This is a genomic window from Ehrlichia ruminantium str. Welgevonden (genome assembly GCF_000026005.1).
In the GTDB taxonomy this organism is placed as follows: domain Bacteria; phylum Pseudomonadota; class Alphaproteobacteria; order Rickettsiales; family Anaplasmataceae; genus Ehrlichia; species Ehrlichia ruminantium.
Map to the genome: position 1 here is coordinate 204231 of NC_005295.2, position 14161 is coordinate 218391.

The window sequence follows — 14161 nt, forward strand, 5'->3', positions numbered from 1 at the left end:
CCTTATTGATTAAATGGTATGTTATCTTCATTATGGTCTACAGCGGGATGATCAGTAGGTACCTTGCTCATTTCAGCAATCTTTTTCACAACAGACTCTTTATGTATACTTTTAGCATTAACCCCTACAAGGAGTACTGTGTTTATAATAAAAGCAGTTGCAATGATTACGGTAAGTTTTGTAATAAAGTTTGAAGGTGAACCACTTGTAAACATTGCATCTAAATTGTTTTGTGTATTGCCAAAACCGCTTAAGTTATCAGATTCTGGGGGTTGTAATAACACTAAAATTACTAATAAGAATACTAACACTAATTGTATCACTGTTAAAAACATATAAGTACAATAACACTATTACTAAATATATATGTTAGCTTATACATTGTTTATTATGTTAAGTCAATGATTGTAGAATCTGTACAAAGTACATTGTATAAATGATAATGTACTATATATACTTTTTAATTCATTTATTTTTTATTTTTAATAATACGCTTTTTTACCACTTTGCTATTCTGAAATATATTATACATTATATGATATAATATACCATGCTTAATTTGTACAGATGTTAATTCAGTATCTGTATATCTTTCCTTTATACAGATTTATATTATATTACCATTAGTTTTAATATTGGAATAAATATGATTCACTAATACCTACATTGTGGTATTTTTATATATGTATGTGAAAGTTTTCAATGAAGATTATTTTTTGAATGAAATTTGCTGTATTTTTACGAGTGGTAGTGTTTTTTATATTCTGGTAAATTTGTCATATTCTTCTTGCTATTATCAAGTTTCTATAGTGTATTGTGGTTTATTTATATGAATAGAAATTTTAAATTGATACATAATAACTGAGTAATTTAAGTAAAAATGTATTGCATAGTTACAGTTAATACTATTTTTTGTACTAAAAAGTTTGACTATATAATTATAATTTTATCTTAAGGTATATAATGTGCTACTTTATTTATGTGACTCAAGTTAAAATACCTGAAGACTATATTACACTGTATTATTGTATATTAATTGAGAGTAACATTTGAGTATATTAAATGTTAAAAGTAGGACTGCTGTATTTGGTTATATTAAGATTGTTATTCATTATATGATACAAATATATCTTAAGTAACATTTTTTAACATATATTAAAAATATTTAAGAAAATTTATTATTTATGTATAGTTCAGTATAATTATTCGTAACCATATTCTAATTTAATGTTAGGAAGTATAATTATAAATTTCTATTAATATATTATTATTTTATTACTATGGTAAAATTTAGGAGTATCTGTATTGATAGATTATCTTCTGTAGGACTTAATATGATTGTTTATAATTGATATTCTATATATTGATATAGAATGTAAATTATAATCTTAACATATATAGTTTAGTAGTTGTCTTATATAAGTATCCTACAATGATGTTTTTGATGTATATGTGAGATCTTAATATGTAAAGTGACACATATTATTGATAATATCTATCCTCTACATATTGAAACTGTGAAGGTAGAATAATTATGTGTCGTAGTGTATTTAATATGGCGTTTATTAACAGCTATCTATATGATGTTTTTTACTGTTATCTTTTTTATTGTATATGTTAAAGAGAGTGTTAATTATGTGTATGGTAAAAGATATTAATTAAGTAATGTCTTGAGACATAATGATGATTTTTTTATAAAATACGAAAATGTATAAATATGATGAGTAATGAAAAATATGTTAATGAGTTTCTTACAGCAATAGCAGCAGAAAAACATATATCTTATAATACTTATCAAAGTTATATGAGTGACTTGTTAGACTTGTGCAAATTTTTTGATTGTAAAAACCTTGCATTGATAGAAGTATCTCGTGATGATTTAAAAGATTATGTACGATTGATGCATAAAAGAGAGTATAAGTCTAGTACTATATCAAGAAAGATATCAGCTATTAAAAATTTATATAAGTTTTTTTGTAAAGATAACATAATAGCATATGATCCAGCATTATCTATTGATTTTCCTAGGTTATCACGTACTCTCCCCAAAGCTTTGAATATTGAAGAAGTTAGTAGGTTACTTGATACAGCAGCATTAGATTCATCTCCAGATGGGCTAAGAACTAATGCAATTATTAACATTCTGTATTCTTCTGGTATACGAGTTTCTGAATTGATTTATTTGAAATTGAACTCAATAAAAGAGGCTCTTAATAATGACAATATTGAGATATCCTATATAACAATCCGAGGGAAAGCAAATAGAGAAAGAATAGTTTTATTGAATTCATCTGCAATAGTAAGTATACAAAAATATCTTGAGGTATATATGCATTTTGTTCCTAATGGATATGAAATATCTCAGTGGTTATTTCCTGGTACAAAATTTGATAATCCAATCACTAGGCAAAGAATTGGTCAATTGTTAAAAGATCTCAGTATAAGTGCTGGGGTTGATATGACTAGAATTTCTCCACATAAACTTCGACATTCTTTTGCAACTCATTTGTTAAATAATGGGTCAGATATTATTTTTATTCAAAAAATGTTAGGACATACTAGCTTATCTACTACACAAATATATACTTATGTTGCTAATGAAAAATTAAAGAATGTATTATTTAAATATCATCCTTTGAGGGATAGAAGTATATAACGCTAATCGCCTATAGTTTTAGAAAGTATGTAATAAATTATAGGAAAATTTAATAATAAAATTGGTAATTTGGGTATTTATGTGTTGTTCTGCCAGAAGATATAATCTAAGTGTATAATTGTAATAAAAAAATAGTGATATATAGTATATTTATAGTAATAGAAAAATTGTGTAGTAAAGTTGATCTGTGTGTATTTAGTACAATATTCAAAGCTTGTGATATAAGATCCAGTAATTAAGTATGTTTTATAGTAGTTGAGTTGTGGATAAGAGTTATGTTTGCAATGTGTAGTGATTATAAATTGTGAAAAAATATTAGCAGGTTGTTGTAGATGAAATTGAATATTGAGGCTGATGTGAACGAATATTTGAAAATGAACTTAAAGAGTAAAATTGATATTTGGCATTTTGGTACTTATTAGAATATAGTTAGACTTGTTTTTTCTATATATTAAAGATACTTGTAGTTGTAATGGATGTTTAGCAGTATCATAGAAGCTGCATAAAATTGGTATCTTAAGAGTTTAAAATATTTAAATTGTATGTCTTGCTGGACCAAGTAATTGAGTATAGATAAAGATCATATTTATAAATATGTAGTTATTATAAATTATAAAGAAAAATTAACAGATTATGTTGCAGAAATTGAATAATAAGATGAATATAGGAGAGTATTTTAAAATAAATTTGAACAGTATAATTAAATATGGTTCAATATTATTATTTTTATAAAGTGATTGAGCTTGTTTTTTTTACAATGTGTAATAATGGAATAAATAGTTTGAATATTCAATTAATAGAACAGTAAAAATAGATAGTTTGCTAGTTTTATGATGCAAAGAATTATAATTGCTTAGTAGGAAGAATTGTATTTTTGGAAACATTTGTAATGGTGTTAACATTATTAATAGAAATTTTTATAGTAATGTTTTTCTATTTTAGAAATAGATAAAATTACCTTTATAACTTAAAAAGTATTAAAACATCGTTAGTTTTTAATACAAATGTGTTGAAAGAAAACTTATATACCATACCAATATTTTAAATAAATCATGTATATTAACAAGCCTGTTATAGATATTGTTATAATTTAATAGTCTGTATAGTTTTGTAGGGTTCCTGAATTTATCTGTACTATTTTGTCTGCTTTTTTTGCTAAAATATGATTATGTGTTGCTAAAAATACAGATATATTTTTTTCTTTTGCATATTTATGTAGTAGTGAAAATACTTCAAGAGCTGTGTCATTATCTAAACTACCAGTTGGCTCATCTGCCAAGATTATAGAGGGATAATTAATTAAACTTCTTGCTATTGCGACCCGTTGTCTTTCTCCTCCAGAAAGTTGTGATATTGACATTAAAAGCTTATCTTGTAATTTTACCAATGATAAGAGTTCTATAGCATTTTTTCTTGCTACTTCATTGCTTTTACCTATGATGATTTGTGGTAACATTACATTTTCTAATACAGAAAATTCTTGTAATAAATGATGAAATTGGTAAACAAATCCTAAAAAATTACGTCGTAAATAGGTTTTTTCTCGATCTGAAGTTGTAGCTGAACATTCTATATTGTTAATAAAGACACTACCTGAAGATGGGGTATCTAATAAACCTGCAATATGTAATAATGTGCTTTTACCGGATCCTGAGGGGCCTATCAATGCAACGATTTCTCCTTTTTTTATTTGTAAATTTGCATTAATTATAATGTTTACTTGATTATTTTTGCCAAAACTTTTGCTAATGGCAGATAAAGCAAAAACAATAGACATTCTTTTAAAGATTGCATTACAAATTATCCCAGATTTTACTATTAAGTGTAGGGTGATTGTCAAGGTTATTATGTTGATGTAGGATTTTGTTATGGCTTTTGTATACTGATGATTTATGTTGTACTGTGTATTAATCTAATTATTTAATGAACAACTGCCTGTAAATAGGGGTTTCTAAATTTATATCACATATTTTGTATAATAATACTGATGATATAAAGATATTATATAAATTTTGAACTAAATATTAGTTTAGTAACTTTAGATTATTCTATATTCACGTAATCATTTTGTTGATTTTTGATATGATGTTTATAAATTAGGTATTCTAGTATATAAAATTGCTAGTTATATAGGTAAAATGTTGTAAATTAATAATAGGTTTATATTGTAACTGATAATTATAGCATTTATGTGTGTTATTTAGTAGCATATGATATTGGGTTATCAATTAATTATAATGTAGACATTTTTAATACTGGATATATACATTATTTAAATTATGATATAGAAAGTACTAGTAATTTAATTATATAAGCTATTTACCATTAGTATTGTTTTTCCTACATTATCTAATAAAAATTATCGTGTATTGTATTAGAGTAATAAACATGAGATTTCAAGGTAGAAAGATTGTTTAATGATATTATAGCGAATGTACTATATTATATATAAGATCTAATCGCACTGAACTATGAAGTGAATATTACTGAACTTGTAGAATACAAAGCATTTAATAAGTTCAAATAATGTGTATGATTTGTCTACCATAAGTTTTGTGTAAAATAGATATTAGATGGTTAGTTATAATGAATGATGTGTTTGATATATTAATAGATTAATTCTTAAAGAATCTGTTAATGTTTAAGTAACATTTTGTTAAAACTTGACATGTTATGCTGTATAGCAGTATACAAATTAGGCTTTAGAATAAGTGTTAACGAGTATGTTCTATGGGTGATCTTGAAAATAATGGGTTTGATGCAAAGAAAAGGGAAGCGCTGGAATTTCATTGTAAGGGTTTAAAGCCTGGTAAAGTGTCTCTTATGCCTACTAAACCTTTGTTAACTCAAAGGGATCTATCCTTGGCCTATTCTCCTGGGGTTGCAGTGCCTTGTTTAGAAATAGCTGAAAATCCTGATTTGGTATATAAATATACTGCACGGGGAAATTATGTTGCTGTAATTTCAAATGGTACTGCTGTACTTGGTTTAGGAAATATAGGGCCTTTAGCTTCTAAGCCTGTTATGGAAGGTAAAGCTGTTTTATTTAAACGTTTTGCGGATATTGATGCGATAGATTTGGAAGTTGATACTTCAGATGTTGATGAGTTTGTTAATGCAATAAAATACTTAGGTTTAAGTTGGGGTGGAATAAATCTAGAAGATATAAGAGCTCCAGAGTGTTTTATTATTGAAGAAAAATTAAGTAAAATAATGGATATCCCTGTATTCCATGATGATCAACATGGAACTGCTATTATTGTGTCAGCTGGTCTTATTAATGCACTTGATATTACAGGCAAGAATATTAAAGATATTAAAATTGTTGTTAATGGTGCTGGGGCTGCAGGTATTGCATGTCTTGAAATGATAAAATTAATTGGTGTACCTGCTGAAAATATTACATTGTGTGATCAAAATGGGGTTATATATAAGGATAGACAGCTTGGAATGAATGAATGGAAAGCTAAGCATGCTATTGATACGAAGAATAGATCTTTAAAAGATGCTTTGGTAATGGCTGATGTATTTCTTGGTTTATCAGTGAAGGATGTACTAAGTGAAAATATGCTTTTGTCTATGAATAAAGATCCTATAATCTTTGCTTTGGCAAATCCTGATCCTGAAATTAATCCTGATATTGCACGTAAAATACGACCTGATGCTATAATAGCTACTGGTAGGTCAGATTATAATAATCAGATTAATAATGTGATGGGATTTCCATATATATTTCGTGGTGCACTAGATGTTCAAGCAAGGTGTGTTAATAGTGCAATGAAAGTTGCAGCTGCTAATGCTATTGCTATGTTAGCTCGTGAGTATGTTAGTGATGAGGTATCAGATGCTTATGGTGGTAGGAAAATGAATTATGGAAAAGATTATATTATTCCTACTCCATTTGATCCACGCTTAATTACTGTAGTTGCTCCTGCAGTTGCAAAGTCTGCCATTGAATCTGGTGTTGCGAGAAGAAATATAGAAAATTGGGATGAATATGTAAAACAATTAGAATCAAGATTATCTTCTACTTCTAATGTACTTAATATGATGTATAGCTCTGTTAAACGTGATCCTAAAAAGGTAATTTTTTCAGAAGGTGAAGAAGAAAAGATTATTCAGGCTGCTGTACAATGGCGTAATCAAGGATATGGAGTACCTATACTTGTTGGACGTATTGATAAGGTACATGAGGGCTTTGAACGACTAGGTATTAAAGATATGAAAGGAATAGAAATTGCTAATGCAGCAATTTCTGAGAATAATAATAAATATACGGATTATTTGTATAAACAATTACAGCGTGAAGGGTATTTATATAGAAGTTGTGTACGTGATGTAAAAACAGATCGTAATGTTTTTGCTGCATGTATGCTTGCGTGTGGTGATGGAGATATTTTAATTACTGGCTTAACAAGAGGATATACTGTTTCTATACATGATGTACAAAAAGTAATAAAGCCTAAAGGGGTTATGTTTGGTTTGTCAATTATTGTAATGAAAGAGCGTACCATATTTATTGCTGATACTGCAATACATGAATCTCCTACTCCAGAACAAGTTGCTGAAATAGCAATTCAAGCGTCTATGCAAGCTAGAAAAATGGGTCATGAACCTCGTGTAGCATTTATTTCTTCTTCAAATTTTGGTAGTCACTCTCAAAAGGATGCTAGAAGGATGAGAAAGGCTATAGAAATTTTGGACAATTGTAACGTCAATTTTGAATATGATGGGGAAATGTCTATTGATGTTGCACTGAATCCAGAATTGTTAACATTATATCCTTTTTGTCGACTTACCAGCTCAGCTAATGTTTTAATCATGCCAACTTTGCACAGTGCTAGTATATCTTCTAAGTTATTGAGAGAGGCAACTGGTGTTCCAGTTATAGGTCCTATTTTAGTAGGGATGGAAAAGCCTGTACAAATTGTACAAATGTCTTCTTCTGTTTCTGAAATTCTTAATTTAACTGTTCTTGCTCCTTCAATTAATAACTAATTCTTAGTTTATGTGTTTTATGATCTAGTATAATGGAATCTGTAACTCGTAATTTTTAAGATATTAATTTATAAAGTGTAAAATACATATATATTTTCATTAATTTATAAGAAGTATATGCTACTTCTTATATATATTATGCTTTCCATAGTATTTTTATATATTATTAATATTATTTGTGATAAATAAAATGTGAATGTTTTATTGGTACATTGATGAAATTCTTAGTGTATTTTGGTTCAGCCATTTTAATATTTTTGCTATTTTTAGTAGTTTCTCCATTTTTTATTAACTGGAATTCTTATTATGCATCTCATGTGCTTAAGCAGATAGAAAATATATCTAGTGATATAAGTGTTAAGGGTGTGAACAACGTTACCGGTAGTTTAGTTCTGCCTAAAATTGTAGTAAATAATTTACATGTAGAAAGTGGCAGTGATTCATCAGATTATAAATCGACAATATTGATTGAACGTCTTGAGTTAAAAATATCTTTATTATCATTACTTTTATTTTCTCCTAAGGTCTATGCTGTTACTGTAGATGGATTGAGTATGCCTTTAGGTAGTCTTGTGGATATATTATCTTCCTTTAAAAAAGGTAGTTTTCAGATTGGTACTTTTAATATTCGTAATAGTGTTATTAATACTCATTATGATAGAACATCTTTTAGTAGTAAACCTATATATATTAAGGAAGGTAATATTAAAACAATAAATGATACAAAAGTTATAAGTGGTTTGTTAGATATTGGTAAGAATAGTTATACTATGACTGCTGATGTATCTTTGGATAAAACACAATATAGAATAGCTGGAAGTGTTTCTTCTGAATTAACAAAAGTTACTTTATCTGGTGTATCTTATGAAAATAAATTTGATGGTGTAATAGTTGCTAAAGGAAGTAATTTTGCACAATTTATTAATGATCTTTCTGAAACAAATAAGACTTCTGTTTTCTCTTTTATTAATTCACAAGAAGAGTTTTCATTATCTAGTAACATTAAGTTAACGGATAAAAGATTTGAATTAACTGATTTTAAGGTTGCTACTGGGAGTCTAAATGGACTAGGAAATATTACCTGTTTAAGTTATAGCTCATGTAATATTGATATTGATTTTTCAAATATTGATTTAGATTATTTGTCTAATAATAATGACAATAATTATAGCAATAAGGAATCTCGTACTCTTGATTATTTTAGTACATTGATATCTAAGGATTTAGACTATGATGTTAAGGTGAATGTTAAAGAAATAAAGTATAGTGGCCAAGTATCAAATAACTTGGCGGTGGATTTAAGTGTATCGGGTGGGAAAATCAATGTTAATAAAATGATAATGATGTTACCTGGAAATAATAATGTACTACAAGTTGAAGGTAATGTTAGTAGTAATGATTTAGTGTCTAGTTTCAGTGGTAGGATAAAGATTAATGGTAATGATTTTGAATCTTTTGCTGGATGGTTATTTCCTGTGGAATTTGAGTCAAAATCAAACAATAGTGAGTTTTCTTTACAAAGTGATGTATATATAGCTCCTAGGATATTTTCTTTATCTAATGTTAGAGTGTTAACTAGTGGCCTAGGAGATGCTAAAGGGCAATTGAAGATAAAATATGATAAGAAGAATAGTTTTATATCCGGTAATGTTGATTTATATCATGTTGATTTTGATAGATATAATATCAATACAAAATTAAGCATAGAAAATTTCATGAGGATGAAATGGTTAAAGGATATTAATTATAAAGTAAAATTTGGTACTAATATTAATGATTCTGTAATTAATAAACAACATGTTAATGATTTAAGTTTTTCAATTGATATTGTACAAGGTAAATTTAATCTTGATAAGATACGATTTAATGCAACTGATGGGTCTAATTTGGAAGGGTTTGTTAAAGTATCTATTAAACCCCAGGATATAAGACCTAAAATGTCAGTTCAACTAAAAAGTAGTAAGTATAATTCTGATTTTATAGTTTTTCCTTCTTTATTGCGTAGTATAGTTGATGATTCACAAAAAGTGGTGAATATCAAATGGTCAGATAAGGATTTAAATTTTTATGGATTAGAACATGTAGATGGTGATATTAGTATTGATATTCAAGATTTTTTCTCTCAAGATAATAATTTAATAGATTTTGTATTTTTAGCTAGTTTGAAAGATAGTTTGATGTCTATCAATAAACTCATGTTTAAAATGGATGAGGGGTTTGTTTCAATTAGTGGTAAGATTGGTATGGGACCTAGTTCTTCACTATCTGCTGTGATGTCTATAGCAAATATTGGACTAGATAAATTACTTAAGAATATAAATATTAGTGGTATTACAGGTAATGTTAGTATAAGTGGTAGTGTTCAAACTCAAGGAAAAACTATAACTGATTGGGTCAGCTTTTTAGATGGGAAAATAGAATTTGTTGCCAAAGGAGTTAATGTTGTAGGGATAGATTTTAATAAATTTATTGTGGATTTATTAGAAACTAAAAGTAAATCTGATATTGCAGCACTAACTCAGATATCATTGTATGATAATAATACTGTTTTTAACTTTGTTAATGCTGGAGCTAATATTAAAAGGGGTACTGTTGCATCTTCAATGCAGTTTGCAATTGATAATGCAGGTGGGGTTGCGTCAGCAAATATTTCATTATTACAATTTGCTTTAGTTTCTATGTTAAGGCTTTCTTTCATACCTCCAGGTATGTCTTCTCCAGCTCATATAGATATGTCTTTGCAAGGTCAGTTATGGCAACCTAAAATTACTTTTGATATTAATAATCTATATGATATGGTCAAGCAAAGTGTTGTTAATGTAGTTGAGACAGAAGATCATGCAGAATAAATTAAATTGGAAATGTTATAACAACATTAAGTATGTATGATGTTGTACTAAATTATGTAAGCTGATGTTCTCTGTGTAATATTATGAATCTTAATTATTAAAGAATTTTGTATTGTCAATTATTAGTAAATATAATTTAAATAATCCAAGTAATGTATTATCAAAGCTTTTAGTCTTACATTGTGATCTGGTAGATTTAGTATAATTATTGTTATTTGTATAGCTAATGTTTATGAAAGTAAAATTTAGAATCTTATAATATAAAAACTTTAGGATTATTTGTTTATTAATCAATATACTAAGATAGAATAAGCCTGCATGTTATGGTTGGGAAAGATGTATAATTAGGGTTAGTGTTCTATAGCTTAGTTATTATGTGGTAGAATGTTGTGTGGTGTTGTTATTTGTATAGCTAATGCTGATAAAAGTAAAATTTAGAATCTTATATATATAAAAACTTTAGGATTATTTGTTTATTAATCAATATACTAAGATAGAATAAGCTTGCATGTTATGGTTGGGAAAGATGTATAATTATGATTAGTGTTCTATAGCTTAGTTATTATGTGGTAGAATGTTGTGTGGTGTTGTTATTTGTATAGCTAGTGCTTATTAAGAATCTTGTAAACACATAATTATTGTGAATGTATAAACTAGTATTGTTGTGTGTTTTTTTTGAACATAGAAAATATAGCAATGAGTCATCTAAAATATTAGGATAGTATTAGTGTTATAGTGTAGTAAGAATTTGACAGTTATTTGTATATTGAAAGATATAAATCATTACTGTTTTTACAAAAGATAAGCGTATTTTTATGTATTAGTTGATTATATGAATAGTAGTATTTAACTCTAATTTATAGATGGAGTATGTAATGAATGATATATAGTGTAATGAGGGTGTATTTCTATCATTATTTATATATTAGGAACAAAGTAATACTTATTTGCAAAAAGTAAACATGTTTTAGTATGTTAGTATAAATACTTATATAGTAAGTGAAATATTGTATAATAAGAGGGTATTTGGTAATTGTTTAGTGTACTGAAATAAATAGATAATTACTATTTTTTTTTAATGAATATGTTGTTATAGATTACCATTAATTAGGGTATACAGTTATAGTGTAAAATCTGTAGAATATTTAGCAATATTGCAAATATAGTAGAATTATATTGGTTTCGAAAATTGACGTACTAAAAAATGTGCTAATAATTATTGTCTCTATAGAAGATCAATGTATTTCTATACATTAGTAGGTATATTATGGGATAATTATAATGGGTTGATATTTTTAAAGTAACAATGTGCTTTTTGTACTTTAACAATGAATATGAACCTATTCTTTTGATAATGGAAAATAAGAGATAATACTAAGTGTTAATTATAGTTCTGTATCTGTGGAATATAATCTTCCATAATAATATAGCTATTATTATTAACCCAAATAATGGAATAATAAACTTGCTAATATACCTAGAATAGAGAGTGCCATTATTGATATGGTAAGGTAAATATGAGTCAATAATACCTTCTGTTATTATAGGTAAAGAGTGGATTATTCTTCCATAGCTATCTATTACAGCTGATATACCAGTATTAGCTGCGCGGATAGTGGGCAACCCATTTTCTATGCTTCTCATGCGACTCATTTCAAAATGTTGGTAAGGTTGTGAACTTATTCCAAACCATCCATCATTTGTTAAATTAATTATCCATTTTCCATTAATACATTTATTTGCCATTTCGTTACTGAAAATGGATTCATAGCATATTGAAGGTACAAAAGGCATTCTATTGTTATTTAATGATATTAATTTTTTTTGTTCTGTCCCTGAATTATAGCTAAAACCAGCTGTTATAGATCGTGGTACAATACTTCGTAATATTGATGGTATGAATTCGCCAAATGGTACTAAATGGTATTTATCGTAGTAATCAATTATCTTGCCATTATCATTGATTGCAAACAGCGTATTATGGAATTTTTGACTTTCCTTATCATATCTTGTACCACTAGCAATTAAAAACTTTGGAATTGTAAATTTAATACTGTTTGTGATTAAATTATTGTTTTTATCTGTTAACAACGGGAAAGAACCTTCACCCCAGATTATATGTGTTCTTGAATTCAAACCGTACTTACTAGTCAGTCCTAGATATGTTTGAAAGGTATTATACTCTTGTTCTTCGTTTTCGTCCCATTGGTGATCTATATTACCTTGAACTATACGTAAAGCTATGTCATTGTGGTATTTATATTCTTGATTTAATAATCTATTGCTCCCATAGATATACATACTAACCAATGTTATTAGTGTAATAATACATGATAGAATACACTTGTCTTGTATAGATACTCCAACTGCTGCACTGCATAGCACAGCAAGAAATGTCATCCCATGTGGTCCTATTAGTGAAGCAGTTTGTAACATTTCTGTTGAGAAAGACCAGGAATATGCTAACAAATTCCATGGTAATATGATTTCAATACATATTCCAGCTATAGTAAACGACAAGGATAGAATTATTAACCCGTACAGTTTTTTACAGTTTATAAAATGTACAATAGAAGATGCCATACCAAAAAACAATGATAAAATTGCTGGAATTATAGTTATGGCGAATGGTACTAAAGGCCAAAAGATACGACTTTGAGCTATTAATGGTACGGCAAGCCAGTATAAACTAGTTGTAAAATACCCAAAACCAAACCACCATCCAGAGTAAAATGCCTGCTTTATATTTTGTGCATGTGATAAGGTAATGTAAAACCCAGAAAATCCTATCAATAGTGCAATAAACATATAAAATGGTGGCATTGATATAGTAGACATTGCACCTAATATCACTGCGAACGTATAATTATGTTTCTTATACGGAGATAATTCCATTAATTTTTTACCTTATTAATATCTAATGCTAAGAATACTAGCGTGATAGCTATTGTAAGCATTTTTTATATTATGTAAAGCATAAGGCTTTAGTATTTTGTGTATATATTCAAAATGTTTACCTCAAAATATCTTATTTATAGTATTGGTAAGTTATAGTTGTGTTGTATATTAATATAAGTGAGAACTATGAGTTATCTTGATGTAGTACTTAATACTTAGTTTGTTACAATTGTTGTGTACCTTTATAACAAGGTATTGTAATTTTGTAAGTTATCTTTTCTATAAATTTTTTCTAATAAGAATTAGTAATGTTAAATAATATAATTATTCAATCATATTAGTATATCTTTAATTTAAATTTCAATATTTATATAAATATTGAAAGTATATTGTGGTATGCTACCTAAATAGTATGTAAAGAGTACTATTGTATATTTTAAGATATTGTTGTGAATTATCATGCTATTTATGGCTTCTATGATAGGTTAGTAGTGTTGGATATGGATATCTTATGTAGTAAATGGTTTAGAATCTCTCATTATTTTGATATTGAGAGTAATCTTATTTTAAATATAGTTAGTTAGATGGTATACTATATTTTTGATGTTTTGCTCTCTAGAGTGTTATGTAAAAAAGTATTGATTATTAAAAAGTGCGTTTTTAGATAGGTTAATCAAATATTGGTGTATCTATATATTTAATCAAGATCAATTATTCCTTGTTTTTTATATATAATAATTTTTTAAGTCTTTAATTTTTA

The 14161-nt window shown here is 27.2% G+C and carries 6 protein-coding genes; 3 read left to right on the plus strand and 3 right to left on the minus strand.

Annotated elements, in window-relative coordinates:
* Window positions 1–2 precede the first annotated feature (2 nt).
* Window positions 3–335 (minus strand): preprotein translocase subunit SecG, encoded by a 333-nt coding sequence (gene secG / locus ERUM_RS00655; RefSeq protein WP_011154801.1) that lies wholly within the window; start codon window positions 333–335, stop codon window positions 3–5.
* Window positions 336–1717: 1382 nt separating this feature from the next.
* Here secG and ERUM_RS00660 point away from each other — a divergent pair.
* Window positions 1718–2656 carry a tyrosine recombinase gene (locus tag ERUM_RS00660; protein ID WP_011154802.1) on the plus strand — a complete coding sequence of 313 codons (939 nt, stop codon included), beginning with the start codon at window positions 1718–1720 and terminating at the stop codon, window positions 2654–2656.
* Between the two features lie 1090 nt (window positions 2657–3746).
* Here ERUM_RS00660 and ERUM_RS00665 read toward each other — a convergent pair.
* Entirely contained in the window at window positions 3747–4433 is a 687-nt protein-coding gene (locus tag ERUM_RS00665; RefSeq protein ID WP_011154803.1) for an ABC transporter ATP-binding protein, read from the minus strand.
* Between the two features lie 953 nt (window positions 4434–5386).
* On the opposite strand from ERUM_RS00665, the gene ERUM_RS00670 reads away from it, so the two are divergent.
* Both ERUM_RS00670 and ERUM_RS00675 read left to right on the plus strand, forming a co-directional pair.
* The gene (locus tag ERUM_RS00670; RefSeq protein WP_011154804.1) at window positions 5387–7654 is read left to right on the plus strand and encodes an NADP-dependent malic enzyme; all 2268 of its coding nucleotides are present in this window, start codon (window positions 5387–5389) and stop codon (window positions 7652–7654) included.
* Window positions 7655–7869: 215 nt separating this feature from the next.
* Window positions 7870–10503, plus strand: a complete 2634-nt coding sequence (locus tag ERUM_RS00675) for an AsmA family protein (protein ID WP_011154805.1) — start codon at window positions 7870–7872, stop codon at window positions 10501–10503.
* A gap of 1374 nt (window positions 10504–11877) precedes the next feature.
* Here the strand turns inward: ERUM_RS00675 and lnt are convergent.
* Window positions 11878–13398: an apolipoprotein N-acyltransferase gene (lnt, locus tag ERUM_RS00680; protein ID WP_011154806.1), complete on the minus strand. Its 1521-nt coding sequence runs from the start codon at window positions 13396–13398 to the stop codon at window positions 11878–11880.
* Window positions 13399–14161: the final 763 nt, after the last annotated feature.